The following is a 26,552-nucleotide window of genomic DNA, read 5'->3' as shown; positions in this document are numbered from 1 at the left end:
GGCTGTGCAACGGCCTGCCGTTCGTTTTGGGGTTATCGGTATACGAAAATCAGAAAGTGATTACTCGAGCATGCCAATTTCACGGTAGTAACGCTCTGCTCCCGGGTGCAACGGAACACCGATACCGTCAACACCAAGCAATGCTGTTTCCAGAGTGATTGCACGACCTTTGGGGTGACCGTTGTCCAACAACTTGCGAGCTGTGCTTGACCACAGTGCTTTGGTGATTTCGTAAATCAGGTCTTCAGACTGGTTTGCATTGGTAACAAGCATGCCTGAAACCGCCACAGTGTTAACGTCATAGGCTACACCGGGGTATACACCAGCCGCAATTGTTGACGGTACATAGTATGGTACGGTTTCATTTGCCTGACGCACTTCTTCCTCGGTGAAGGAGTAAAGTTCCATCCCTTTTGTGTTGTCGAGCTGGATCATCGCTGCAACGGGTGTACCTGCAGCATAGAAATAAGCATCGAGCTGCCCGTCAGAAATTCGCTCAGCGCTTTGGCTGTTGTTAAGCTCTGCTTCGTCGATGTTGTCACGGGTTATGCCGTGGTCACCAAGGATGAGCTCAACAGCAATCTGCGTACCAGAACCCGCCTGGGCGATTCCAACGCGTTTGCCTTCCAGTGCAGCCAGCCCGTCCAACGTTGAGCCTTTTGGTAGAACGAGGTGCAAATCTTCGGGAAACAGGTTCGCAATAACGCGAAGATCAGGTTTTGCGTCACCTTCGTATTTCCCGATGCCATTGTAAGCAAAATGCAGTGTTGCGGCGCCTGTAAGGCCTGCTTCCATCTGGCCAGCCTGGATTGCATTCACATTGTGCGCTGATGCGTTTGTGGATTGCGCGATAGCAACAAGACCGGGAACGCCGCAGTTCCCGCCTTCGTCACATGCACGGGACCCAGGAGGGTTCGAAATCGCGTTAGCGATTATGCCACCGATCGGAAAGTAAGTTCCGCCCGCACCACCCGTGCCAATACGGAAAAAGGTCATTTCCTGTGCAAAGGCTGTTCCAGCCAACATGGCGCTGGCCAATGCGACGCCCGTAAGTTTCGTAAACAATGTCATTATATTCCTCCCAGAACAAAAATCTCAATCCAAGTGGCGCGTATGTTTCGCATAATATGGACTTGGACTTGATGTCTGACAGAATGTCGCGGTAACTCAATAAAATCAAATTTTTATTATTTTGATTTCCATAAATTATTTTTATACTGAATGTAAGAGAGGGTTGCACATTGAACTTAAAACAACTCGCCGCGTTTCGGGAAGTCATGCTTAGCGGATCAGTTTCGCAGGCTGCCCGCAATTTGAACCTTACACAGCCCGCTGTCAGCGCGTCGTTACGTACTTTGGAAGATGAGCTCCAGCTGAAGTTGTTTGAGCGTCGTCAGGGAAGGTTGATCGCCGTTCCCGAAGCGCATTATCTTTTAGCAGAGGCGTCAGAAACGCTAGACCGGTTGGCCGCAGCAAAACAAAACCTTCGTAGCCTGAGCAGCAAGAAAAGCGGGGTTTTGCAGATTGTGGCAATGCCGGGTCCGTCGGTCTTTTTGTTACCCAAGCTCATAAGTCAGTTTGTGGCCGACAATGATGATGTCAAAGTTACTCTAACAACACGTAGCTCACAGCAGGTCCAGCAGATGGTGGCAACTCAGAATTTCGACCTTGGAATTGCTGATTTAGGGGCTGACAAAATTACCGGTGTGAACCTCGTTGAGGCTGATATCTTAAACAGCACCGGGGTTTGTGCTGTGCCAGCACGCGACCCGCTGGCGGAAAAACCACTCATTTCGGCATCTGATCTCGACGGAAAGCCGATGGCGGTTTTGCAGCACACGCATTCGAGTCATGTTTTGACAAAGGCGACGTTTGACGCTGTAGGGGCAACTTTCAATCCGCGTTTTGAGTCGCAGTATTTTTTGCCTCTCTTTACTTTTGTTGAAGCAGGGCAGGCCTATGCTATTGTCGACAAGCTAAGTGCGGAAAGCTATCGGCTCTATACACGCGGTGAACCTGAGATTGTCTTTCGTCCATACGTCCCCGAAGTCGTGCTTCGGTTTGCATTGCTCACACCCGCGCATCGCCCATCATCAATGCTCGCAAGTTCATTCGCGGAACTCTGGAAAGAAACAGTCGCAAGAATTGAAAGTGATGAATTGTTAGGGAGCTAGATCGACTGAACTCAAACACGGACGTTCAGGTCGTGCGTTCCAGACCGCGAAGTGAAGGGCGTTTGAGCATACCCAGAAGTTGGTGGACCAGAGCTCTGCATTCATTTTCGCGCCAGTCTTTTGAATAGAAAGTTTCTGGCAGTTCCGGATGTCGCAGCAGATTGCGCCTCCAGTTATGCACAACAAGCGTACGCAGCGTCGCGATCTCCAGCGGCGTGAGAGAGGTATCCGGTCTTACAAGCTCGGCTACGGCCAACAGGTTTTTTTCGAGAGACTTATACTCGGAAACCAGTTTCGCAGGGGCAATCGTTTTTTTCAGCCAGTTTGGTACAACCAACGTGCTGCCTTCCAGCGCGAAAACTTCTGGTAAAGTTTCCGAAGGCGCGCCATTTCCAAGATAAACACCTGTCCCAAGCACGACATAGTCCTTACCAAGGAAATCCCTTTCAAAACACTGCCTGTCTGTTTGTGTCATTGGCTTTGTCACAACGACGTGCCAGTTTTCGTCTGTTTTAACATTTCGGGCGTAGATGCGTGGTGTGGCCTTGGCACTTTGCACCAGACCATAGTTTGTCAGGCTGTAGAAACTGGTGCGTCCAACCTTTTCACTTTTGATCCATCCGTCTTTGCGAAGACGGTGAAGGGCAACGCGCATGGCTTCGGGCTTAATACCCATCTGATCGGTGATACGCGACATGAGCGGCCCACTGATCTGGTCACCGGGGCGTTGTGCAAGATCCCCGAAAAGGGTCACGATAATTGACCAGACCCGTTGTTCTCCATTTCGGGTCAGTTCTTCGACTGATTTTTGAAAGGCGTGGTCAGCAAGTGAATTCATACAGTCTATATAGGCGTTACCTTTTCGCCTGACCATACGGCACGGTGGCAACCCGAAGAGATGCAAGGTCTTGCCACCCTTCGGGTTTAAAACTGCAAGTTTCGCGTTTCAGTAAGCATTCATGGTCAAAAGTTCATACTCCGCGACAAGCTCGTCTTCCTGATTTGTAAGCGATACGTGCCAGCGCACTTCGCCATACTCCTCGTTTCTGCCCGTTTTCTTTTTCACCGTCAGGCGAACTTTTATGCTGTCACCTGCCTGAACAGGTTTCATGAATCGCAACCCGTCGAGACCGGTATTGGCCAAAACGGGACCAGGATTTGGTTCTACAAACAAGCCAGCAGCAAAAGATAGCAGAAGGTAGCCATGCGCGACGCGCCCAGGAAAGAACGGGTTGGCTGCTGCGGCCTCTTCATCCATGTGGGCGTAGAACGTGTCACCTGTGAACTCGGCAAAATGCTCGATATCATCCAGCGAAATTTCACGTGATGCGGTATGGATCGTTTCACCAATCGCAAGGTCGCCAAAATTTCTGGTGAAGGGGTGCTCCGTGCCTTCAATCTCTTGTGCGCCGGGATTCCATGTTCCGCTGATTGCTGACAGGATGTCAGGGCTGCCTTGGATAGCGGTCCGTTGCATATAGTGCATCACACCCCGTACCCCGCCCATCTCTTCGCCACCTCCAGCGCGACCTGGTCCGCCGTGCACCATGTGCGGCAGGGGCGAGCCGTGCCCGGTGCTTTCTTTCATGCTGTCACGGTTGTTGAAGTAAATGCGCCCATGATAAGCGCCAACTCCCATCACCAAATTTCGAGCAATGTTTCCATCGCGGGTAATGACAGATGCAACCAGGCTGCCTTCGCCACGGTTCGCAAGCTGAATCGCGTGATCCAGATCACGATAGCCCATGATAGTTGAAACAGGCCCAAATGCTTCGGTGCAATGCACAAGATCGGAAGTGTCCGGGTTTGCGCAGTGAAACAGCATTGGCGGAACAAAGGCACCCTTTTCAGCGCCTTCGCCCTGAAGGGTGAAATTGTCAGGGTCGCCATATACCCGCTCTGCCTGCTGCCCGATGATCGCCGCCTTTTCCAGAACATCGCGTTTCTGACTTTCAGAGACCAAGGCCCCCATGCGCACACCTTCAGCGCGAGGATCACCGATTGTTGTTTGATCGAGCCTTGCTGACAACGCTTTGATTAGTGCCTCGACTTGAACTTCAGGCGCAATGATCCTGCGAATTGCTGTGCATTTCTGCCCGGCTTTTGCGGTCATCTCACGGCTGACTTCTTTCACGAACAGGTCAAATTCGGGTGTGCCGGGGGTCGCGTCAGCCCCAAGAATCGAAGCATTCAGGCTGTCCTGTTCCGCAACAAACCGGATTGAATTTTGCAAAATGTTCGGTGCTGACCGCAGGCTGAGCGCGGTATGTGCTGAGCCTGTAAAGCTGACGATATCCTGCATTCCCAAACGGTCCAGCAAATCCCCCGTGCCACCTGAAATCAGCTGAACGGAACCCGCAGGTAACAGACCGCTGTCGAGCATGATCCGAACGCAAGCCTCGGTGACGTAGCAGCTGGAGGTTGCAGGTTTAACGATAGCCGGAACGCCAGCCAAAAGCGTTGGTGCCAGCTTTTCAAGCATACCCCAAACAGGGAAGTTGAAAGCGTTGATGTGCACCGCAACCCCCTGCAGCGGGGTGCAAATGTGTTGTCCCAGAAAGGTGCCATTCCGGCTAAGCTGTTCAATTTCACCATCTAGATAAACATGCCCGTCCGGCATCTCGCGCCGGCCTTTTGAGGCAAAGACGAACATTGTGCCAATCCCGCCATCAATATCAATCAGGTGGTCTGATTGCGTCGCACCCGTATCAAAGGAAATGTCATAAAGTGCTTGTTTGTGTTTTCCGATCTGCATCGCAACGGCTTTGAGCATCCGGGCGCGATCATGAAAGGTCATGGCGCGAAGCGCTGGGCCACCAACATCGCGGCCATAATCCAGCATAGATTGCACATCCAGTGCGTCATTGCCGGCCTTTGCAATCACTTCTCCGGTGATAGCGCTTTTAATAATACGTGCGGATTGACCGGGTTGAACCCACTGACCGGCGGCAAAACTGCTGATTTTCTGTATCGTCATGATGATATCCTTAGTTCAGTTGGGCGGGCAATCGGGCGTAACCGCGAAACCTGATGCGGCCGCCACGTTTTGCGCCTGAAGTCAGTTGGTAACTCGGGAAGCGTTCAAGAAAGCGCCCGATGGCGATGCGGCCTTCCATACGCGCGAGCGTCAGGCCGACACAGGTATGTGGACCACCGGCAAACGCGAGGTGTTTGTTCGGCTTTCGTTCAACAATCAGCCGATCGGGGTCGTCGAATTTTGCTGGGTCACGGTTGGCCGCGCCAATAGAAAGATGCAGATCAGACCCTTTGGGGATTACTGTTTCGTGCAGCGTTAAGTCTTGCGTGGTCAGCCGGTTTCCGAGCTGATTGGGGCTTTCCATACGCAGGAATTCATTGACTGCCGTTGTTATCAATGATGGGTTGTCCAAAAGCGCGCGCCGCGCGTCCGGGTGCTCTGTAAGCAGTGCAAGCGCATTGCCGATCAGGTTGGTCGTGGTTTCGTGCCCGGCATTCAGGATAAAGATACAGTTTTGGTAAAGCTCAACTTCGCTTAATCCCCCACCTTTGTCAGTTTGAATAAGCCGTGTCAGAACATCTGTTTCCGGGTCTCCCGGGTGGCTTCGGCGCTCAGCAACAATGACGCGTAAAAAATCCACAAATTCTTCAACCGAACGATTGCCCCAGTCCAGTTGCTCTTGTGAAAGTTTCGGTTCAAGCGCGCCAAGGATTGCGAGCGACCAATTGCGCAATGGTCCACGCTGGTCACGCGGTATGTTGAGCAGGTTGCCGATGACCTCGATTGGGATTGCACCTGCAAAATCCTCGATCAGTTCAACGGATATCTTACCCTCCATCTCGTCGAGCAGGCCACTAACCAGAGTTTCCAGACCCGGTTCCAACTGGGCCAGCGCACGCGGGTTCATTGCCCCGACCATCACTTTTCGTACACGGGTGTGCAGGGGTGGGTCATTGAAGACAAGTGATGTTGTGTGATGTTCAAAAAGCGGGCTATCCACGCCAAATTTTGGCGCAAAGACCTTTTTCTTATCCGAGATAAACAGCTTGGTGTCCCGGTAAATCCGGTCCAGATCATCATAGCGCGAAATGACAAAAGACCCGTCAGCTTGTGGACAGACGGGCGCCTGTTCACGCAGCCATTGGTACGTGGGGTAGGGGTTTTCGTGAAACCCTTCCGGTGGGTTGGTCAGATCAAACATCAGTGTCCAAATGCGCCCATCTTATTGGGCAGATAAAGAACGATGATTGGCACAAGCACGATCAGAGCCAACCGGAAGATATCTGCGATCCAAAACGGGGTGACACCTCTGAAAATCGTCGCTGTTGAAACATCGCCGACGACCGCCCTGAGAATGAAAACATTAAGACCGACAGGTGGTGTTATGAGTGAAATTTCCGTGACGACCACTACAACGATGCCAAACCAGATCGGATCATACCCAAGCGACATGACGACCGGGAAAAAGATTGGCACGGTGAGCAGCAGCATCGACAGGCTCTCAAAAACGCAGCCAAGGATGATGTAGATGCCAAGGATCATCAGCATGACGACCATTGGTGAAACATCATAGGCCGTGACCATACCGATAAGCGCTTCGGGCAGGCCCGCAAGATTGACGAAGTTCGAGAAAATTTGCGCGCCAATCAGAACCGAAAAAAGTGCAGCAGCAGTGAAGGAGGTTTCTTTGAGCACTTCAAAGGTGGATTTTATTGTCAGACCACCCCGGCCAAGCGCAATCAGAAAAGCACCCATTGCGCCCATACCCGCCGCTTCAGTTGGTGAAAATGTCAGGTTCAGCGGCGCGAAATCAAAGATTCCATAGAGCCCGCCGATCACAAGGAAAAAGAGCAAAAGCACCGCCCAGACAGATCGCAACGCCTTTAGCCGATCACCCCAACCGGTGCGTTCACCGGCTGGCCCGGCATCCGGGTTGCGCATCACTGTCCAGCGAACCGCAAAAAGGTAAAAGAGGATACCCAACATTCCAGGAATAATCCCCGCAATAAACAGTTTGCCAATAGAGGTTTCTGTCAGCAACCCGTAGATAACCAGAATGACAGAAGGTGGGATCAGAATGCCAAGCGTTCCGCCTGCTGCTATGGATGCGGTCGACAGTGAATCAGCATATCCATAACGCCGCATTTCTGGCATTGCGACTTTGGACATGGTTGCAGCTGTGGCCAGGGATGACCCACAGATCGCGGAAAATCCACCGCAGGCCGCAACTGTTGCCATGGCAAGGCCACCCCGCATGTGACCAAGGAATGCGTTCGAAACCGCGTAAAGTTCGCGCGCAAGACCACCCTTGTTCACAAACAGACCCATAAGAATGAAAAGCGGTACGACAGACAGCCCATAGTCTTGCGCAGTATCTGTGATTTGACGCCCAACCATCGACATTGCGGCCTTCAGGCCGCGTTCGGAAAAGATCGCGCCGCCACGTTCGTAGGCAAAGCCTAGCGAGCCAACCAAACCCATCGCAAAAACGATGGGCAGGCGCAAAAATACCAGTATCAGGACAACGGCAAAGCCGATCAGCGCAGCGGTCATTGCATGCTCTCCTGCAAGAGTTTGGGGGCAAAAAGACGAAGCAGTCCGGTGATGATCATCGCGGCAGAGGTAATTGCCGTCGCAAGCGCGATGAACCCACCGATGTAAAACTGTGGGATTGAAAGATACTCGGTCACATCGCCGTATTCCTGTGCGCGTTCAGACAACAGCCAGACACGATGAATCGGCCAGAACAACATGATCCCACTACTTAGAAAAACAGCCCCATCACGCAACCGTTCCAGCCGGTGGCGATGGAAGAAGCCGTCTGTCAGATCAACTGCAATATGCTCACCCCGAGCCGAGATTATGGGAAGAACGGAGAAAACCATAATTGCCATCAAAATGCGGGTCAGTTCCGTTGCAGCTTCAATTGGTGAATTAAAAAGTGACCTCAGGATGACATCACAAAAAGTCATGACCATCAGAATGAAGAGTGCGAAACAAGCCAGCAGCACTGGCAAGAAACTGATGCGCTGCATTAGGTTTATCAGGTTTTTCAATACGCTACCTCCAGTGTGTCGCTTCAGGCTGGCGGAGACGGCTCAGCCAGCCTGATTTTTAAGTCAGTTTAGTTCGCTGCCATTTCGGTTTTGACCATTTCGTAGGCGGTCTGAGCGTCGATGCCGGTTTGAGCAATCTCTGCAATAACGCTTGCTATGACGCCTTCTGCAATCTGGTTGAATTTTGCCAAATCAGCATCGCTTGCCGGGTTGATGGCGTTGCCTTCGGTTTCGGCTGTCGCTGTACGACCGATCATATCAATCTCGTCCCAGATTTTGCCAATCTCACGGCTCAGAGGTTCGCCAAAAACCTTTTCTTCAAGAGCCGCCTGAAGATCCTCTGGCAGATCGGCAAAAGTGTCTTCATTCATGATGAAAGCGAACGAACCACGGTACAGGCCGCCGGGAACTTCGAAAACGTTCTGCGCGACTTCAGTCAGTTTAAATCCGCGTCGCGATTCCATCGGCATCACAACACCATCAGCCGCTCTTGAGGCAAGTGTTTCGTACACTTTGGGCGCAGGAACCTGAATTCCTGTTGCGCCGAGTGCGGCGCCAACGTCACCACCAACACCGCCGGGAATGCGGACTTTCAGGCCCGAAATTTGGTCTAGCGAGGTCACTGCATCTGCCGAATGCAATTGTGCTGGGCCGTGTGTGTGAAGCGCAATGACCTTAACGCCGCGATGCTCATCTGCAGCTTGCAAATAGGCTTCATAAGTGCGCCAGTAAGCAACAGATGCCTGCTCAGCAGAGCCTTCGTAGCCAGGAAGCTCGATCAGTTTTGTCGTGACAAAACGGCCAGGCTGATAGCCGTGGAAAATGATCGAAGCATCTGCTGCACCATCTTGTACCAAATCCATCTGTGCCGGGGGTGGCGCGATGCCAAGCTTCAGCTCTGCCGTAACCTGACCATCTGTTGCCTCTTCGACCATTTCGATGAATTTAGGCCACATCATTGCGTTGATGCCGTGGGTCGGTGGGGCCCAGCTTGAAATGGTCAGCGTGTAATCGGCAGCAAATGCAACCGTTCCTGCGAATGCCATTGTGGCTCCTGCCAAAAGACCAGTTAATTTTGTAAATTTAGCCATGAGGATCCTCCCTGTTCATGATCAATTTTCAATTCATCCCGTATCAGTCGTCTAAACTGCTGCGGTTTTCAGTTTCTTCGGTTCTTCGTTGTTCATGTTTGCCAGTCGCCATGAGTTTGGGCTTTCACCAGCGACCGTCTTCATCGTCTCAGATGTTGTCCGCCATCCAATTTCCCTGGCGTAGTGCATCGGCCCGCCGCGCCAGCGCGGAAACCCATACCCGTGGATCTGCACCATATCGATTTCAGAAAACCCCTCGGCAATTCCGTCTTCGACAATTTGCGCGCCTTCGTTGGCCAAAACCGCCAGCAGACGTAACAAAATCTCGATTTTGGTGAAGTCTCGGCGGTCTATTCCTTGCTTTGCGGAATAGTCAGCGATCATCTGTTCAACCTCGGGGTCGCGCAGGGGTTTGCGGCTATCCCCATCATAGAGATACCAACCGCGCCCACTGCGCTGACCAAGGCGGTCCATTTCGCAAAGCTGATCACCAATTGGCACATAACGTTCTTTGGGGTCGCGATCTGCGGCCTGTCGCTTGCGGTTTGCCCAGGCAATTTGCAGACCGGTAAGGTCCTGCATCTCATAAGGGCCCATCGGCATCCCAAAGGCACGCATCGCTGCATCAACCTGATAGGGAAGGGCACCGTCAGCCAGCAAATAATCCGCTTCGCGACGGTAGGCCGCCAGCATCCGATTGCCAATGAAACCGTCACATATTCCGGAAAGGACGGAAACTTTCCGCATGCGTTTCCCAAGGGCAAAACCAGTTGCCAAAACGTCGGGATGTGTTTCGGGCGTTTTAACGATTTCCAGCAGTTTCATGATATGTGCCGGGCTAAAGAAATGAAGCCCGATACAGCGTGAATGGTTTTCAATGCCTGCGAAAATGACGGTTGGGTCGAGGTAGGACGTATTGGTGGCAAGAATGGCATTGCGATCCATTGATGCGGCAAGTTCGCTGAAAACGGCTTGTTTGACACTCGCGTCTTCAAATACGGCCTCCACCGCCACCTGAGCAGGTGCCGCATCAGAATAGGCGTCGGATGTGCGAAACGCATTGAGTTGCCGCCTGTGTTGATCAACCCCTAACTTTCCACGCTTTAATGCGCCATCCAGCAAATTTGTGACCCGATCATGCGCAGCATTCGCAGCCGTCTTGTCACGTTCAATCAATGTAACCTTGAGGCCAGCGTTCAATGCTGAAGCTGCAATGCCTGCACCCATCAACCCACCACCAACAACAGCTATGTGTTCAACCTCACGCGCTGTCGCGCCAGCAATCGCCGCAGGTTTCGCAACCTGTCGCTCTGCAAAAAACGCGTGGCGAAGGGCGCGAGATTCAGGCGATTTGCGTAGCGCAAGATGCAGTTCGCGTTCTTTTGGTTGCGCTTCGGAAAAGGGGCGCGCTGCCCAAGTAAGTGCGTCAAAATTATCCAAAGGCGCGTGCTGACCCTTTGCACGTCTCAGAACCTCAGCTTTTTTGCGCGTTAAAGCCGCCTCATCAATCGGCTCAACAATTCGCTGACTGACCGGGGTTGGCCGGAGTGGCAACGTTTGGGCGAAGGCCAGCGCTGCCTGCTTCAGATCGCCTTCAACAACCTGGTCGAGACCGCCGAGCCGGTACAGCTCTTCTGAGTTAATAATTTTACCAGCGCAGGCGATATCAATCGCAGGTTCTATACCGATAAGTCGCGGCAGCCGTTGGGTGCCACCCGCGCCGGGAATAACGCCAACATTCACTTCGGGTAAACCAAACCGGGTTCCGCTAGCGGCAATACGCCATGCGCATCCCATTGCAATTTCGAACCCTCCACCAAGTACATTTCCGTGCATAGCGGCAATAAAGGGTACTTCGCTGTCCTCGATCATCTGCACTACGTCTGGAAGGTGAGGCGCGACTGGCAAGGTGTCGAATTCGGACATGTCACCGCCTGCGATAAAGGTTCGGCCCTCGCATATCAAAATAGCGACACGTGCACCGGCGACGTCGGCGATCGCGGTTTCCAACCCTTCGCGAACGGCGGTCGACGTTGCGTTGACTGGGGGGTTGTTAATGATCACCCAGGCAATGTCGTTTTCTATAAGGGTCCGGACTGTCCGGTCTTCAGACATGGTGGTCAAACTCCGATCAAAGAATCAAAGGTTGATTATTTATTGACCAACCGTTCGGTTTATGCAAATGTTTTCTTGTTCTATGATTTTGCAGGGGCCGTTATGAGCGATACGATTCTTACGCAAGTGCATGAAAACTGGGTCGAAATAACGTTGAATCGCCCTGATCGGCTAAACAGTTTTAACGATGAAATGCATCTTGCACTGCGTTCAGAACTTGAAGCCGCACTTGATAAAGGTGCCCGTGCAATCCTTCTGACGGGCGCGGGCAGAGGGTTTTGCGCAGGGCAGGACCTAGGGGATCGGGATCCTTCAAAAATGTCTGGCTCACCAGATCTTGGGGCAACGCTGGTGAACTTTTACAACCCACTTGTCCGGTTGATCAGATCGCTAGAGTTCCCCGTTGTTTGTGCTGTCAATGGCGTTGCTGCCGGGGCAGGGGCCAACATTGCACTGGCGTGTGACATCGTTTTGGCGGCACAAAGTGCAAAGTTCATTCAGTCATTCGCCAAGGTTGGCCTGATCCCTGACGGCGGCGGTACATGGTCGTTGACGCATTTGTTGGGTGAAGCGCGTGCCAAGGCACTGGCATTGACGGCAGAACCATTAAGCGCACAGAAAGCCGAAGACTGGGGCTTGATCTGGCGCGCTGTTGAAGACGAAGCGTTAATGGGTGAAGCACGCGACCTGACTGCAAAACTGGCAGATAGCCCAACAGTTGGCCTTGGGATGACCAAGATGGCGATTCAAGCGGCATCAACAAACAGCTTGGATCAACAGCTTGATCTGGAAGCAAAAAGCCAGAAAATTTGCGGAGAAACTCCAGACTACGCTGAAGGTGTCAGATCTTTCTTGCAAAAGCGTGCACCAAAATTCACCGGGGTCAAATCATGACAATGACACCAAAAGAAAGAGCAGAGCGCAGCGCTGCAGCGATGTGGGCAGACGATGGCGCGTCAAGCTGGTTGGGAATCGAACTTGTTGAGGTGGATGAAGGCTGTGCCGTCATGGCGCTGACCGTAGAACGCCACCATGCAAATGGGCATGGAATTTGTCACGGCGGTATTACGTTTTCACTGGCGGACAGTACCTTTGCCTTCGCTTGCAATAGCCGTAATCAGTCGACAGTCGCCCAGCACAACGTGATCAGCTATATAGCGCCCGGGTATGTGGGTGACCGTCTGACGGCCACTGCACACGAAGTCAGTTTGACCGGTCGTAGTGGAATATACGATGTGAAGGTAACCAATCAGGATGGAAAACTTATCGCTGAACTTCGCGGTTTTTCACGTGCCATCAAAGGCCAATTGTTTCAGGAATGATCCGTTAGGGAGGAAAGAATGAAAGATCTGACACCAAAGAAATCTGACCTGGATCCGATTGAAATTGCCTCGGTTGATGAAATCCGCGCCCTTCAGCTTGATCGGCTCAAATGGTCCGTGCGTTACGCCTACGACAACGTGTCGATGTACAAACAACGCTTTGACGAAGCTGGTGTTCATCCTGACGATCTGACTACGTTGTCTGACCTCGCTAAATTCCCGTTCACTTACAAAAATGACCTGCGTGACAACTACCCTTTTGGCCTTTTTGCCGTTCCGCGTAGCGAAATTATCCGCTTGCATGCTTCGTCCGGCACCACTGGCAAGCCAACGGTTGTCGGCTACACCAAGACTGACATCGACAATTGGGCTGATCTGGTGGCGCGCAGCTTGCGGGCTTCGGGTCTTCGCAAGGGTGACATGGTGCACAACGCTTATGGCTATGGTCTGTTCACAGGCGGTCTTGGCGCGCACTATGGGATCGAACGGCTTGGTGCCACTGTTGTACCGATGTCAGGTGGGCAAACAGAAAAACAGGTGGGCCTGATAACCGATTTCAAACCTGACGGGATCATGGTGACTCCGTCCTATATGCTGAACATCCTCGAACAGTTCCACAAGGTCGGCCTTGATCCGCGAGAATGTTCGTTGCAGGTCGGCGTATTTGGAGCAGAGCCATGGACTGATGCGATGCGCAAGGAAGTCGAGAACGCATTTGACATGCATGCTGTCGACATCTACGGCCTCTCCGAAATAATGGGGCCGGGTGTTGCCAACGAATGCGTTGAAACAAAGGATGGTCCGGTGATCTGGGAAGATCATTTCTTTCCTGAGATCATTGATCCGATCACGAGCGAGCCAGTTGAAGATGGCGAGATGGGGGAGCTTGTTTTCACCACGCTCACCAAAGAGGGCCTGCCGATGATCCGCTATCGCACGCGGGACTTGACGCGCCTTTTACCGGGCACAGCACGGAGCATGCGGCGGATGGAAAAAATCACAGGTCGTTCGGACGACATGATCATTCTGCGCGGTGTAAATGTTTTCCCGACCCAGATTGAAGAGCAATTGATGGCCACGGGCGGTCTGGCACCGCATTTCCAGATCGAGCTTTACAAATCGGGCCGAATGGACGCCATGCGTGTTTATGTTGAGGCGAATCCGGACGCGACGGATGAGCTATCGAAAACGGCATCGGCCAGGATGTTGACCAAACGCATTAAGGATATGGTTGGTATTTCGACCGAGATCATCGTGGGCGAACCTGGCGATGTTGAACGCAGTCAAGGCAAAGCCAAGCGGGTCGTAGACAACCGCAAAAAGGAGTGAGTTTTGGCCCGTACAATCGCCAAAGACTATGACCAGAAACGCGGGCAAATTCTAAAAGTAGCTGCCAGCGTATTTGCAACCGAAGGGTTTGACCGTGCATCGATGAGCCAGCTAGCGAAAGCTTGTGGGATATCGAAGGCGAATATCTATCACTACTACAGCGGTAAAGACGCGCTTTTGTTTGATATTTTAGATACTTATCTCAAGGCGTTACGCGACCGAATTTGTAACGCTGCCCCGGCAAGTCTTACGCCGGAAGACAGGTTTCGTGCGACAGTATCCGCCATTTTGCTGGCGTATCAGGGGGCTGATGATGAACACCGGGTTCAGGGTGGTGGCTTTGCAATGCTGCCGGACGATCAGCAAGATGTTTTGCGCGGCTATCAACGCGATTTGGTGAAACATCTTTCGGACATTGTGCAGGCAATCGCACCTGAAGTGTTTGAAGGCGAAAAAGGCAAACTTCATGCGGCGACGATGTCTGTGTTCGGGATGCTCAACTGGTTTTACATGTGGAACAGCAAGGCAGACGCGAAGGCACGCGAAGACTATGCAAACATTGTAAGCAATCTGACACTCAGCGGAGTCCGTGGCCTTTAAAACAAGACTTGTCTGGTGGCAGAATCGGCCAATTCCGGCTCTGCCATCAAGTTTTACCCAGCTTTGAGATCCAAACTCCCCAAAACCGCTTTTGCCTCGGTTTCCCAGCGGGATTTTAGGTCTGCATTGGTGTTTTTGCGTAGGCCATAGGCCTTAAGCGCATCTGCGCGACCGGATTTGGTGCTGCCAAAACTTGCCGCGACGCGTGGCCACCAGTAGCTGACACAGGTTTGTACATCTACCGTCGCCGAACCGTCTTCCAGTAGCTTCGTCAAACCCTCCAGTGCCAGTTCCGCGTGGCGGGCCTCAATCGGGGCGATAGCGCGGAATTGCTCGGCCAGCGGTTGGTAAGATACAGATGAGAACTCTTCAAGCTGTACAGCAACGGCAAGGCCCATAAGAAGGTTCATTACAACGGCGTCGGCCCACCCTTGAAGCGGATAATTAAAAACCGCAAGCCGCATGTCAGATTCGGTTCGGGTCGCACCAATATCAGCGTCCCGATCCAGGCGTGCCGACCAGGGGTGGTGAACGGCGTATCTATCAGTATTTGCGCCAAACTCGCCCATGATTTTTAGAACGCGGTCGGCGTTGTCGGTCTTTTCCAGAACGATCTTTGCGGCGGCGATGCGTTCTTTGATACCCGGCCCTTGATTGATGACGTCGGCGAATCCGGCAGCACCTGCCAACTCACTGTCAACAAAGGTGGCCATCAGGCGCATAAGTTCCGCGCGGTACCGTGGTGGTACATTCCCAGGAGAGGTCAGAACCCCACCAGCGGAAAGGTAGCTTTCAATGCTCATTTCGTCGGTCATGGGGTTCTCCTATTGATCGTAGTCGACAACAACGTTGTCGGTCAGCGGGTAACACTGGCACGTCAGCACATAACCACGCGCAACTTCGTAATCTTCCAGCGCGTGGTTTGCGATCATTTCAACCTCGCCCTCAGTTACCTTGGCGCGGCATGTTGAACAGACTCCGGCTTTACATGCGAAAGGTGCGTCGAGCGCGTTCTCAAGCGCTGCTTCAAGAATGGTCTGATTTTTTGGCATATTAAAACTGCGTGTCGCACCATCAAGCGTGATACTTGCACTGGTTTCGTTGGATTTTCCGGCAGAATCCACGCTTACCACTTTACGCGAGGCGCGGCCGGGTTGTGCACTGGCAAAAAGCTCGAACTTGATCTGAGCGTCGGTCAGGCCATGGTCACGTAGGGCGGCTGCAATCGTCAGCATCATCGGCTCGGGACCGCAGATGAAGGTGGAATCGACGTTCTTGATATCGATCCAGTGCTTGAACAATTGTTTGCATTTCTCGGCGTCTATTAGTCCAGTGAACAGGTCGATGTCCTGCGCGTCACTTTCCAGAATGTGGATAATGTTAAGGCGTCCCATAAAGAGGTTCTTAAGGTCTTCAAGTTCTTCCCGGAACATGATCGTGTTCACGCCTTTGTTGGCGTAGACCAGCGTGAATTCCGATTTTGGTTCCTGCGTCAGAACAGTTTTGAGGATCGACAGAACCGGTGTTATGCCCGAGCCGCCTGCAAAACCGAGATAGCTCTTTTCAGCCACTGCATCCAACGGTGTGTGAAACGTACCCATAGGCGGCATTGCCTCCAATATCTCTCCGACTGTTAGGTTTTCATTCGCCCAGGTCGAAAATGCGCCACCCTCAACACGCTTGATGCCGACCTGAAGAATGCCCTCATCTTTGCCTGCACAGATTGAGTAAGAACGGCGTAGTTCTTCGCCGTCAAAGTCGCGGCGGAAGGTCAGATACTGACCTTGCGTGAAATCGAACGCGTCAGCCGCGCCATTTTCGGGTTTCAGTGTCACGACAACCGCGTCGCGGATTGTTTTGTGAACGTCGGTGACGGTTAGGTTATGAAAGCGCGCCATCGGATCCTCCTTAGATGCACTTGAAATAGTCAAAAGGTTCAGCACAGGCGCGGCAGCGCCAGTGTGCTTTGCATGGTGTCGAGCCAAACTGGCTGATTTTCTCAAGGTCAGTCCCACCACAAAGTGGGCAACGCTTTGGGCCACCGGCAGGCTGGGGTGGGGCTATCCCGTATTTTTCCAGTTTTTCCCGGCCCTTATCGGTCAGCCAATCGGTGGTCCAGGCGGGGGAAAGCTGCCGTTTCAACTCCAGCTTTTCGACACCGTGGTCACGTAAGGCAGTCTCGATATCAAGATTGATAATCGACGTCGCTGGGCAGCCCGAATAGGTCGGTGTTACCGTCACGCAAAGCGTGTCTTCCTGCCAATCGACATCGCGAATGATGCCGAGATCAACAAGCGAGATCACGGGGATCTCGGGGTCAGGAACGGCATCAAGCCATTCCCAGACCTGTTTGAGCGACGGTTTTGACATTACATTTTACCAGGTTGCGCCGGGGTAAGCACGTTGCAGCCACTGCATTTGCGTCAGGATGTGGCCTAAATGTTCAGAGTGCCGCATTCCGGTTTTACCACCTTTGTGGGCGAACTTGCTGTCCGGAGTCGTCAGCGTTGCATCGGCAAGTACCCGGCCTACTAACGCATCATACTCGTCACGTAACGAGGCTGGATCAGGCGCAACACCCGCCTTGACCATTTCTGCGTCAACCTCATCACCGACAAACATTTCCCCGATGTAGGGCCATAGCAAATCCAAGGCGGTTTGCATCTTGGCATGGCTCTCTTCGGTACCGTCCCCGAGGCCTGCGACCGTATCAGCCGAACGCTCAAGGTGGTAGGCGACCTCTTTGCTCGCCTTTTCCGCAATGTCTGCGATCCGCTGATCGGAACTTTTCATTAAACGGCCAAGCATGATCGAATGCCAGGCATCGAACAGGAACTGGCGCATCATTGTCTGGCCGAAATCACCGTTAGGCTGTTCGACCAGCAGAAGGTTGCGAAAGTCCCAGACATCTCGCAGGAAAGCCAGATTGTCGGCGGTCCTGCCTTTGCCCTCAACTTCGCCAGCCAGACCCAGCCAAAACTGAGTTTGGCCAATCATGTCGAGCGCGGTGTTTGCAAGAGCTATATCTTCTTCAAGAACCGGGGAATGGCCGCACCATTCCGAAACACGGTGCCCCAGAACAAGGGTGTTATCGCCCAGGCGTAGCAGGAACTGAAACAGCGCGTCATTTTTGTTGAGTTTGTCCGCCATCACATCGCCCCTACGTCTTCTGGAATGTCAAAGAAGGTCGGGTGACGATACACTTTGGAATTTGACGGCTCATAAAGCGGACCTTTGTCACTGGGGGAAGAGGCCGCGATATGCGCTGCTTCGACAACCCAGATGCTGACGCCTTCATTGCGGCGCGTATAGACATCGCGCGCGTTCTTGATTGCCATTTCTGCGTCGGGCGCATGAAGCGAACCCACGTGGCGGTGGCTCATACCGTGTTGCCCGCGGATGAAAACTTCCCAGAGAGGCCATTCATTTTTCATGGTTTTATCCTTTTCGTTTCGCGCGGATTATTCGGCGGCAGTTTTGGCTGATGCTTTGCGCGCAGCTTTTTTGCGGGCATGGGCCAGCAGGCCGTCACGCACCCATTTTCCGTCGTCCCACGCCTTGTTTCGGGCATTAAGGCGCTCGGTGTTGCAGGGGCCATTGCCTTTGATCACCTCAAAAAACTCTGACCAATCGGGTTCGGAGTAATCATAGTGGCCCGTTTTTTTGTTCAGCTTTACGTTTTCATCCGGGATCGTAAGGCCAAGATATTCAGCCTGAGGCACCGTCTGATCGACGAATTTTTGCCGCAACTCGTCATTTGTGTTGATCTTGATTTTCCATGCCATTGACTGGGTTGAGTGGACTGAATCTTTGTCAGAGGGGCCGAACATCATTAAGGCAGGGAACCAGGTGCGGTTCATCGCGTCCTGAGCCATTTGCTTTTGTTCTTCAGTGCCTTGGCACATCTTCATCATGATGTCGTAGCCTTGGCGCTGGTGAAAGCTTTCTTCCTTACAGATACGGACCATCGCGCGGGAATAAGGGCCGAAAGAAGTGCGTTGCAGCGGCACCTGATTCATAATTGCTGCCCCATCAACCAACCAGCCAACAGCACCCATATCAGCCCAGTTCAGCGTTGGGTAATTGAAGATTGAAGAATATTTCATTTTGCCGGAAAGCAGGTCTTCGGTCAGCTCATCCCGGCTGATACCTAACGTTTCTGCCGCGCAGTAGAGGTAAAGACCGTGGCCGGCTTCGTCCTGTACTTTGGCAAGCAGGATCGCCTTGCGTTCCAGCGTTGGCGCACGTGTGATCCAGTTGCCTTCAGGAAGCTGCCCCACGATTTCGCTGTGCGCGTGCTGGCCGATCTGCCGGATCAGCGTGGCGCGGTAGTCGTCGGGCATCCAGTCTTTGGGTTCGATTTTTTCATCAGCATCGATCCGGGCCTGGAAGGCGCGTTCCTGATCCGTCATTTCTTCCGGAGATTTAACGCCGGTCCCGGCGGTCTTGATCATTTGAGCGTACATTGCGGTTTCCTCCGATCAAATTCGTTCGATGATGATTGCCGTGCCCTGCCCGACACCCACACACATGGTGCATAGCGCATAGCGCCCACCTGTTCGTTTCAACTGATAGGCAGCGGTCAGAACAAGACGCGCGCCGGACATTCCCAGGGGGTGGCCCATTGCTATCGCACCGCCATTTGCATTTACGTGCACGGCATCATCCGGCAGGCCCAGTTTGCGCAACGTGGCGAGCCCCTGGCTGGCGAATGCTTCGTTCAATTCTATCACATCCATGTCTTTGAGTGAGAGGCCCGTTTTCGCCAGGACTTTACGTGTGGCAGGAACCGGGCCAATTCCCATTATACGCGGCGCGACACCTGCAGCAGCCATGCCAACAACACGCGCCATTGGGATCAGGCCGTTTTGCACAGCCGCATATTCGGAGGCGAGCAATAGTGCAGCCGCTCCGTCGTTTACGCCGGATGCATTCCCGGCTGTCACGCTCAGGTCCGGGCCATTTACCCCGCGCAGTTTGGAAAGCTTCGCTGCATCCGTTCCGGGGCGGGGATGTTCGTCGGTATCAACAACAATCGGATCACCCCGGCGTTGAGGAACCTCAACCGGTACAATCTCTTCAGCGAAAATACCTGCTTCATGCGCCGCAGCCCAGCGCGCTTGCGACCGGGCGGCAAAAGCGTCCTGATCTTCACGGCTTATGTTGTAATCCGCGGCGACATTGTCAGCCGTTTGTGGCATGGAATCAACGCCATAGGCGGCTTTCATTTTTGGGTTAATAAATCGCCAGCCAATCGTGGTGTCATGAACTACGTTCGCTCGGCTGAACGCGGTTTCCGCCTTCGGCATTACAAAGGGCGCGCGGCTCATACTTTCGACGCCACCGGCAATAGCGAGTTCATAGTCACCCGATTTTATTCCGCGCGAAGCCATTCCAACCGCATCCATACCAGAGGCACATAGGCGGTTTATGGTTGTTCCCGGAACTTCAATAGGCAGGCCTGCAAGCAGTGATGCCATACGCGCAACATTACGGTTATCTTCGCCAGCCTGATTGGCCGACCCAAAGATCACATCGTCTATGCTGGCCCAATCCACCTCTGGGTTGCGGCCCTTCAATGCAGAAATTGGCACTGCCGCCAGATCGTCTGCTCGAATCGAAGAAAGTACGCCGCCGTATCGTCCGATTGGTGTTCGGATGGCATCGCAGATGAATGCAGTCATAGACCGTGGTCTCCCTTTACTTTTGTCACATAATACGCCGACCGTTTGGTCGGTAATACAAGAAAAACCGACTCGCCGCAATAATTAATGTTACCAAAAAACAAAATTTATTAATTATTAGTAACATAAAGAAAACTTTGGGTTTCGGGTCCCCAAAAGCCAATCTTACCATTCTTTCAGCCAGCCAGGTGTACACTCAAGAGACGCAGAATGTGACGAAAAGAATCCGCAGAAATAGCAAAGCCCGAAAATCAAGATTTGCCACCGAATGACTTTTGCATCTTAGTCTAAAGCGAAATTCATTCATCGGAGGGGCGTATCATGAGGTTTAACGACAAAATTGTTCTTGTAACCGGTGCCAACTTTGGAATCGGAAATGCGATAGCGCGCAAGTTTGCAGGCGAAGGTGCAAAAATTGCCATTGTCGCACGTGGTCAGGAACGTTCTGAGAAAGTAGTTGAAGCCTTCGCAGCCGAAGGGTTTACGGCCGATTTTTTCAAAACAGATGTTTCTGACGAGAAAGCAGTTGAAGGCATGATCGCAGCAGTTCTTGCAAAATACGGACACATCGATGTCGTTGTGAACAACGCAGGCTGCGGCAGCCAGAATTGTGGGATCACTCCGGATGATTCACCGGGAAAGAGGTGGGCATTCTTTCGCGGAGCGAATCTTGATTCATGTTACTTTGTAAGTGCTCACGCATTACCGCATCTCTCGAAAAACCCAGGCAGTGCAATTGTCAACATTTCCTCCACCGCAACCCTGCATGGGAATTGGGGCTTGTACGGCGCAGCGAAAGCGGGCGTTGAAGGGATGACACGATCGTTTGCTGCAGAAGCGGCGCAGTTTGGTACGCGGGTCAATTGCATTAGCCCAGGCTGGATAGAAACAAGCCCTGAGCAGACGCTGGCAGCGCAGGGAAGCGAAACCGGAGAATGGGATATGCCGCCATCGCTGTTGAACCGTATGGGAACGATTGAAGAGATTGCCAATGTCGCGGCTTTTCTGGCATCGGATGACGCTTCATTCATCACCGGGCAAACATTGGTTGTCGATGGTGGACTAACGATTACTGATTATCCGTCGCGTGCCTCTCTCTCGACAGTCGGGCATCGAGTTTTTTCGCGTTCCTGATAGATTGACGAAGGTTAACAGCCCCTCTTAAGAACACGCTCAAGGGTTTGCAGGCCTTCTTCCAGTTCAGCCTCTGTGAAACCGCAAAAGCCCAAAAGCAGGCCATTGAGCGCCGAGTTGCCTGAACCGAACTTGGACAGGGGCTGTGTTGTTAAACCTTCAGCATTCGCGCGGTTTGACACCTCTACATCATTGCCGGTTTTTTTCAAATGAAAAGCGATTTGCATGCCCGCCTGATGATCTTCGAAAGAGCCATGGTCAGAAAAAGAAAGAGAAAGCCTGTCTAGGAGAAAGTTCCTTCGCTCTCCATACACACGCCGCATGCGCCTGAGGTGGCGGTAAAACTCACCAGTTTCGATAAATTCTGCGAGGGCTTGTTGCGGCATATAGGATGCCCTGACGCCAAAACGGTTGAGCGTTTCTTTGAATGCGCCAACCAGCGGGCTCGGCAGTATTACGTATCCCAACCGCAGGCTGTTTGAAAAAATCTTTGAGAAACTGCCAATGTAAATCGTCCGGCTTAAGTTATCAAAGCCTGCCATTGCGGGAATGGGGCGGCCTGCATAGCGAAATTCACTGTCGTAATCGTCTTCAATAATCCAGCCGTTGTGTGTCTCTGCCCATTGAATAAATTCAAGCCGTCGGCTGGGGGACATTGCCCCACCAAGAGGGTACTGATGCGAGGGCGTCAGAACCATGAGTTGGCAGTTCTTGTTTGCGCTTGAGAGGCTCGCGCCGTTTTTGTCGATGCTGAGGTATGCAGGGTTAAGCCCAAGTACCGAGACAAAGCTTTGCAATGGCAAATATCCGGGGTCTTCAAGCCCGATCGTGTCATCCGGTTGTGACAGGGTTCTGATGCAAAGCTCCAGGGCATCGCCGGACCCGGCCGTGATGAATATCTGGTCAGGTGAGGCGGCTATCCCGCGCCAATCCGAAACGTGATTGGCGACAGCCGTTCGTAGTGCAAAACTCCCCTGAACTGTATTGCCAATCAGCATGCTTTGAGGATTTGTGCGGCAAACGCGGGAAATCGTTTTGGCCCACTGGAGGTGCGGGAACAGACGCATGTCCGGCTGGCCAGCTTGAAATGGCTTAGGCGAAGCAATTGTTTCGGCTGGCTGTTTGCTAAGGGCAGGGTGGTCCGAAACATTAAGCTCGACAGAACCAATGGGGCAAACGGTGTATCCCGATCCCGGTATGCTTTGAAGATACCCTTCGGCCACAAGTTGTTCATAGGCCGTAACAATTGTTGAGCGCGACACACCGAGCTCTGTCGCGAAAACGCGGGTAGGGGGTAACTTTTTGCCCTGAGCCAGATCACCGGACACGGCCTGTTTTCGAATAGCCATGCAAATTTGTTCAAATACTGGAACAGAAGAAGATCTGTTGATGGAAAAGCCCATCCATGGTTGGTGTTTCATATAATTGGTCTGCTAAAATTTTCCATTTTTGGAGGTTAACGGCGAACCGGGAATGCCGCAATATGGGTCAATACATCGGCAGATACACTTTTGACGTGGTATCAGAGGTCAGTCTCTAATTTCGTTAAACAAAGGGAAAGATAATGTCGCGGCGCGTGAATGAAATTGGCCAACCAATTGGTGATGATGTGCCGGGCTGGTCAGCAAAAAAGACACCACCACACGCGCCAACTGAAGGCAGTTACTGCCGGGTGGAGCCGCTGACATCGCAACACACTACGGCTTTGTACGAAGCGTTCAATACGGGTCGCAACGAAGGTCTATGGACGTATATGCCCGTCGGCCCGTTCGAGACTCTTGGTGCCTTTGAAAAATGGATGGATACCGCCTGTAAAAGCGAAGATCCCTTATTCTATGCAATTGTGGATCGTGCGGCGGACCGGGCTGTTGGATTTGCATCCTATCTGCGGATTGTACCGCAATATGGGGTGATTGAAGTAGGCTTCATCGCGTTTTCACCGCAGCTGCAGAAAACCCCCATTGCTACAGAGGCGATGTACCTGATGATGCGCCGTGTTTTCAATGAACTTGGATACCGTCGGTACGAATGGAAATGTGACGCGCTGAATGCCCCGTCTCGCCGAGCCGCTGAAAGGTTTGGTTTCTCTTATGATGGGCTGTTTGAGCAGGCGTTGATTTACAAGGGCCGCAATCGCGATACGGCTTGGTACTCAATACTCGACCGGGACTGGCCACATCTTGAACAGGCCTATGAGACTTGGTTGGACCCAAAGAATTTTGACGCGGAGGGCCACCAAAAGCGTAGGCTTGCTGATCTGATTGTGGAAATGCGGAAAACTGCCTGAGTGGCAAAGAATTTTTCTTCTTGGGCGTAGCCCTAGTAGAGAACTGCCCACTACGACGCCCTTGTTCAAACGCACAACAAGGCTGTGGTTGACGAGATGGTGCTGGATGTGAAAGCCAATTTGGATGACTTCATGCTAAATGCAGAAACGCTCTTTAAGAATTTCATGAACGCAATCAAATAGTGGTTACAGTTAGTCTTATCCTCTGGAACCTTGCCCCAAACGCAGCATAGGTATCGGAGGCGTTGCCGGATTGCACAAACCGTTCCGATAAAGGGAAAGCACATGATCGCTGTTATATTCGAGGTGAAGATCGCTGAAGGGCGTAAACAGGACTATCTGGATATCGCAGCGGAGTTGCGCCCACTGCTTGCGCAGGTTGATGGTTTCATTTCTGTCGAACGCTTTCAAAGCCTGACCAATCCGCAAAAAATCCTTTCGCTTTCGCTTTATCGCGACGAACAGGCCGTGCAGGACTGGCGTAACCTGACCAAACACCGCGATGCGCAAGGCAAAGGCCGTGCAGGAATATTTTCCGACTATAAACTACGTGTCGCCAGCGTCATCCGCGACTACGGTATGTTTGACCGTGAAGACGCCCCAAATGACAGCAATGCCAGACACGCAGGTTAAGGCTGACCGATTTTGTAGCTCTTTCTGACGTCCACGAAGGTTTCATTGTAGCAAGCACCGTCTTCGATATCGGTGCGGATATCTGACGGGATTAGGGCGTTCGCCGTCAGTCCAGTATCACTTGTATTTAGCCATGTACCCTTTGGAGAATAAAGCACGCCCTTTCTGGTCGCGTCTGTGACGACCAACCGAAGCGTAACTTCTGCGCGGTCGTTCCAAACAGTGACCTTATCAGCGTCAACCAATCCACGCGCCTCTGCATCTGTCGGATTCATTTCAACGATCTCAATGCAATCTGAAGCTTCACAACCGCCAAATGTTGCATTGGTACGCTTGGAAGAAGACGGTGTGATCAGGGTCAATGGCTGATCCTGTGGTACGGGTTCGTATCTTGGAACACCATATCCAAACCTCGTTTGAAGGTCGTCAGAGAAAAGTTCGATCTTACCTGATTTTGTTGCCGGTATCACGGTCTTGCACATGATTAGTTCATGTCCGTCAGGCCCGTTCATTTCAAGCGAGCTATCCATTGCAATCTGGCTTGGTTGAACATCGTTAAATCGAGGATCTGCCCCGTCCATTGCGTCATCCATAAGCTGTTCGTCGCTGGCTGTGAAAATTGCGCCGTCATAGCCACAGCGTGCCGCAAGGCGCCGAAAGATTTCGGTGTTTGGCAGGCTTTCACCAACACAAGGAATAACGGGTGCGGCGCGCTGAACATAGTTTTGGCCATAAGCCCCATAGATGTCGTCATATTCAAAGTGGCTTGCCGCAGGCAGGATGACATCAGCAAAGGCCATGCTGTCTGTCATCACAATGTCAGACCCAACGATGAACAGGTCATCACGCATCAGCGCCTTGATCAGATTCACCTGATCGGGGTGCGTTGCAACAGGGTTATGGTTGTAGATCATTGTGGCCATAACGGGCGGGTCCAGCGTTTTATCAAGCAGCTTTTCAGCGACGTCGACGATATTGAATGTTCTCGTGCCGTTGGGGATCAGGTCATTGCTGTGTAGCCGGGCCTGGGTCTTGGGCGCAGAAAGGCCCGATTTAGCGATCACTCCTGCACCCAGACGTCCGTGATTGCCGGTAAGGGCCTGCAACGCCATTGCCGCACGCAAGCCAGACCCACCACTGCGACCGCGTTCAATGCCGTTTCCAAAAGAGGCGGCGATATTATTTGAGCTTTCAAACAGATCGGCAATTTCAAGAAACTGCGCTTCGGGAATTCCGCATTCGGAAACCACATCGTCAACCGAATACCGGCGCGCCTGAGCCATGAAAGGTTCAAACCCAACCGTCCAGTTTTCTATAAACGCCATATCAAGCGCATCACGGCGTTCAAGTTCTGCGGCCAGCGCCATTGCAAGTATCACGTCTGTTCCGGGGTGTATCTGAACAAACAAATCGCACTGCTCCGCGACCTTGATCCGTTTCGGGTCCACGATGACCAATTTCGCACCCTTTGCACGGGCGTCTTTAAGGACTCGCATCAAATGCAGGTTCGACACAGTGACGTTGTTGCCCCAGACAATAATCAGGTCAGAGTGCACCGCCTGTTCAGGTGGCATTCCGGGTGCTGCGCCAAAAAGGCTTGTATAGGCCGTGCCACGTACGGCGCCACAAAGTGGTCCGCGATTAAGAAGGGTTGCACCCATTTTGTGAAAAAAGCGCCGGTCCATAGACCCACCAGCCAATTCACCATGAGGGCCGGCATAGTTGAAGGGCATCACAGATTGTGGACCATGTGTTTTTATCGCTTTCGAAAAGCCCTCAGAAACCAGATCCAAAGCTTCCTCCCAGGTTATTCGGGTATACGTGCCCGACCCGCGCGGCCCGGTTCTGCGAAGCGGGTGCGTTAGACGATTTTTCCCATGCACAAATTCTGGGTAGTAGCGCGCAACCTTGTTGCAGATCACACCGTCGGTATAGGGGTTGGCATGAGAGCCCTTTACATCAACTAACTTTCCGTCTTGGACAAAGGCGCTCAGGCTGCAGGTGTCAGGGCAGTCCAGCGGGCAAACGCTGGGAAGGGTTTGTTTACCAACATGCTGGTTCATAGAAATCTCCTGTCACATTCTTTGTTAAAGAATACCCCAGCGATATGTCACTTGAGAATGTCCAAAACTGTTAATAATGAACATACC

At 52.4% G+C, this 26,552-nt stretch carries 25 protein-coding genes; 8 read left to right on the top strand and 17 right to left on the bottom strand.

Translation table 11 applies throughout. The features are described from left to right. Nucleotides 1–60 precede the first annotated feature (60 nt). Nucleotides 61–1,071 (bottom strand): TAXI family TRAP transporter solute-binding subunit, encoded by a 1,011-nt coding sequence (locus MWU63_RS08880; protein WP_213887680.1) that lies wholly within the window; start codon nucleotides 1,069–1,071, stop codon nucleotides 61–63. A gap of 170 nt (nucleotides 1,072–1,241) precedes the next feature. Here MWU63_RS08880 and MWU63_RS08875 point away from each other — a divergent pair, with 170 nt between their 5' ends. After that, nucleotides 1,242–2,174 (top strand): LysR family transcriptional regulator, encoded by a 933-nt coding sequence (locus tag MWU63_RS08875; protein ID WP_213887681.1) that lies wholly within the window; start codon nucleotides 1,242–1,244, stop codon nucleotides 2,172–2,174. 25 nt (nucleotides 2,175–2,199) lie between these two features. Here MWU63_RS08875 and MWU63_RS08870 read toward each other — a convergent pair whose 3' ends face one another. From MWU63_RS08870 to MWU63_RS08840, 7 genes are all read right to left on the bottom strand, one after another. Continuing rightward, on the bottom strand, nucleotides 2,200–3,012 hold the full coding sequence (locus tag MWU63_RS08870) for a PaaX family transcriptional regulator C-terminal domain-containing protein (RefSeq protein WP_213887682.1): 813 nt from the start codon (nucleotides 3,010–3,012) through the stop codon (nucleotides 2,200–2,202). 108 nt (nucleotides 3,013–3,120) lie between these two features. After that, the gene (gene paaZ / locus MWU63_RS08865; protein WP_213887683.1) at nucleotides 3,121–5,151 is read right to left on the bottom strand and encodes a phenylacetic acid degradation bifunctional protein PaaZ; all 2,031 of its coding nucleotides are present in this window, start codon (nucleotides 5,149–5,151) and stop codon (nucleotides 3,121–3,123) included. 10 nt (nucleotides 5,152–5,161) lie between these two features. Then, nucleotides 5,162–6,352: a cytochrome P450 gene (locus MWU63_RS08860; protein WP_247077608.1), complete on the bottom strand. Its 1,191-nt coding sequence runs from the start codon at nucleotides 6,350–6,352 to the stop codon at nucleotides 5,162–5,164. Then, nucleotides 6,352–7,704: a TRAP transporter large permease gene (locus tag MWU63_RS08855; protein ID WP_213887685.1), complete on the bottom strand. Its 1,353-nt coding sequence runs from the start codon at nucleotides 7,702–7,704 to the stop codon at nucleotides 6,352–6,354. The genes MWU63_RS08860 and MWU63_RS08855 overlap by 1 nt, the downstream gene beginning before the upstream one ends. After that, nucleotides 7,701–8,207 (bottom strand): TRAP transporter small permease subunit, encoded by a 507-nt coding sequence (locus tag MWU63_RS08850; protein ID WP_213887686.1) that lies wholly within the window; start codon nucleotides 8,205–8,207, stop codon nucleotides 7,701–7,703. The genes MWU63_RS08855 and MWU63_RS08850 overlap by 4 nt, the downstream gene beginning before the upstream one ends. A 68-nt stretch (nucleotides 8,208–8,275) precedes the next feature. Then, a complete protein-coding gene (locus MWU63_RS08845) occupies nucleotides 8,276–9,298 on the bottom strand; it encodes a TRAP transporter substrate-binding protein (protein WP_247077605.1) in 1,023 nt (340 codons plus the stop codon). 51 nt (nucleotides 9,299–9,349) lie between these two features. Next, nucleotides 9,350–11,413, bottom strand: a complete 2,064-nt coding sequence (locus MWU63_RS08840; protein ID WP_213887688.1) for an FAD-dependent oxidoreductase — start codon at nucleotides 11,411–11,413, stop codon at nucleotides 9,350–9,352. A gap of 102 nt (nucleotides 11,414–11,515) precedes the next feature. Between MWU63_RS08840 and paaG the strand changes: the two genes are divergently transcribed. From paaG to MWU63_RS08820, 4 genes are read left to right on the top strand one after another with little or no spacing between them, the layout of a single operon-like run. Continuing rightward, entirely contained in the window at nucleotides 11,516–12,307 is a 792-nt protein-coding gene (gene paaG / locus MWU63_RS08835; RefSeq protein WP_213887689.1) for a 2-(1,2-epoxy-1,2-dihydrophenyl)acetyl-CoA isomerase PaaG, read from the top strand. Between the two features lie 2 nt (nucleotides 12,308–12,309). After that, a complete protein-coding gene (gene paaI, locus MWU63_RS08830) occupies nucleotides 12,310–12,735 on the top strand; it encodes a hydroxyphenylacetyl-CoA thioesterase PaaI (RefSeq protein ID WP_213887780.1) in 426 nt (141 codons plus the stop codon). 18 nt (nucleotides 12,736–12,753) lie between these two features. After that, on the top strand, nucleotides 12,754–14,064 hold the full coding sequence (paaK, locus tag MWU63_RS08825; protein ID WP_247077602.1) for a phenylacetate--CoA ligase PaaK: 1,311 nt from the start codon (nucleotides 12,754–12,756) through the stop codon (nucleotides 14,062–14,064). 3 nt (nucleotides 14,065–14,067) lie between these two features. Next, nucleotides 14,068–14,664 carry a TetR/AcrR family transcriptional regulator gene (locus tag MWU63_RS08820; protein ID WP_213887691.1) on the top strand — a complete coding sequence of 199 codons (597 nt, stop codon included), beginning with the start codon at nucleotides 14,068–14,070 and terminating at the stop codon, nucleotides 14,662–14,664. Between the two features lie 53 nt (nucleotides 14,665–14,717). On the opposite strand, the gene MWU63_RS08815 is transcribed toward MWU63_RS08820, so the two are convergent. The 7 genes from MWU63_RS08815 to pcaF are packed head-to-tail and all read right to left on the bottom strand — an operon-like array spanning nucleotide 14,718 to nucleotide 20,348. Then, nucleotides 14,718–15,479, bottom strand: coding sequence for a Phenylacetic acid catabolic protein (locus MWU63_RS08815; protein ID WP_213887692.1), 762 nt, complete (start codon nucleotides 15,477–15,479; stop codon nucleotides 14,718–14,720). A gap of 9 nt (nucleotides 15,480–15,488) precedes the next feature. After that, nucleotides 15,489–16,562, bottom strand: a complete 1,074-nt coding sequence (locus MWU63_RS08810) for a 2Fe-2S iron-sulfur cluster-binding protein (RefSeq protein ID WP_247077599.1) — start codon at nucleotides 16,560–16,562, stop codon at nucleotides 15,489–15,491. 10 nt (nucleotides 16,563–16,572) lie between these two features. Beyond that, nucleotides 16,573–17,034: a 1,2-phenylacetyl-CoA epoxidase subunit PaaD gene (paaD, locus tag MWU63_RS08805; protein ID WP_213887694.1), complete on the bottom strand. Its 462-nt coding sequence runs from the start codon at nucleotides 17,032–17,034 to the stop codon at nucleotides 16,573–16,575. A gap of 6 nt (nucleotides 17,035–17,040) precedes the next feature. Next, entirely contained in the window at nucleotides 17,041–17,814 is a 774-nt protein-coding gene (paaC, locus tag MWU63_RS08800; RefSeq protein ID WP_213887695.1) for a 1,2-phenylacetyl-CoA epoxidase subunit PaaC, read from the bottom strand. Further along, nucleotides 17,814–18,098, bottom strand: coding sequence for a 1,2-phenylacetyl-CoA epoxidase subunit PaaB (gene paaB / locus MWU63_RS08795; RefSeq protein ID WP_213887696.1), 285 nt, complete (start codon nucleotides 18,096–18,098; stop codon nucleotides 17,814–17,816). Before paaB ends, paaC begins: the two co-directional genes overlap by 1 nt. Nucleotides 18,099–18,125: 27 nt before the next feature. Next, a complete protein-coding gene (gene paaA / locus MWU63_RS08790) occupies nucleotides 18,126–19,130 on the bottom strand; it encodes a 1,2-phenylacetyl-CoA epoxidase subunit PaaA (RefSeq protein ID WP_213887697.1) in 1,005 nt (334 codons plus the stop codon). Nucleotides 19,131–19,145: 15 nt separating this feature from the next. Next, nucleotides 19,146–20,348 carry a 3-oxoadipyl-CoA thiolase gene (gene pcaF, locus MWU63_RS08785; protein WP_213887698.1) on the bottom strand — a complete coding sequence of 401 codons (1,203 nt, stop codon included), beginning with the start codon at nucleotides 20,346–20,348 and terminating at the stop codon, nucleotides 19,146–19,148. A 321-nt stretch (nucleotides 20,349–20,669) separates the two neighbouring features. On the opposite strand from pcaF, the gene MWU63_RS08780 reads away from it, so the two are divergent. Next, nucleotides 20,670–21,482 (top strand): SDR family NAD(P)-dependent oxidoreductase, encoded by an 813-nt coding sequence (locus MWU63_RS08780; protein ID WP_213887699.1) that lies wholly within the window; start codon nucleotides 20,670–20,672, stop codon nucleotides 21,480–21,482. A gap of 14 nt (nucleotides 21,483–21,496) precedes the next feature. Here the strand turns inward: MWU63_RS08780 and MWU63_RS08775 are convergent, their stop codons facing one another. Continuing rightward, entirely contained in the window at nucleotides 21,497–22,831 is a 1,335-nt protein-coding gene (locus tag MWU63_RS08775; protein ID WP_246531580.1) for a PLP-dependent aminotransferase family protein, read from the bottom strand. Nucleotides 22,832–23,046: 215 nt separating this feature from the next. Here MWU63_RS08775 and MWU63_RS08770 point away from each other — a divergent pair, with 215 nt between their 5' ends. Both MWU63_RS08770 and MWU63_RS08765 read left to right on the top strand, forming a co-directional pair. Continuing rightward, on the top strand, nucleotides 23,047–23,769 hold the full coding sequence (locus MWU63_RS08770; protein ID WP_213887701.1) for a GNAT family protein: 723 nt from the start codon (nucleotides 23,047–23,049) through the stop codon (nucleotides 23,767–23,769). A 285-nt stretch (nucleotides 23,770–24,054) separates the two neighbouring features. Continuing rightward, the gene (locus MWU63_RS08765; protein ID WP_213887702.1) at nucleotides 24,055–24,402 is read left to right on the top strand and encodes an antibiotic biosynthesis monooxygenase; all 348 of its coding nucleotides are present in this window, start codon (nucleotides 24,055–24,057) and stop codon (nucleotides 24,400–24,402) included. Here MWU63_RS08765 and MWU63_RS08760 read toward each other — a convergent pair. Then, nucleotides 24,399–26,465, bottom strand: a complete 2,067-nt coding sequence (locus MWU63_RS08760) for a molybdopterin-dependent oxidoreductase (RefSeq protein ID WP_213887703.1) — start codon at nucleotides 26,463–26,465, stop codon at nucleotides 24,399–24,401. The two genes, MWU63_RS08765 and MWU63_RS08760, sit on opposite strands and share 4 nt — an antisense overlap. Nucleotides 26,466–26,552 lie beyond the last annotated feature (87 nt).

The organism is Pseudohalocynthiibacter sp. F2068 (genome assembly GCF_023015645.1).
Classification (GTDB): Bacteria; Pseudomonadota; Alphaproteobacteria; order Rhodobacterales; family Rhodobacteraceae; genus Pseudohalocynthiibacter; species Pseudohalocynthiibacter aestuariivivens.
This window is presented reverse-complemented; position numbering and strand designations above follow the sequence as displayed.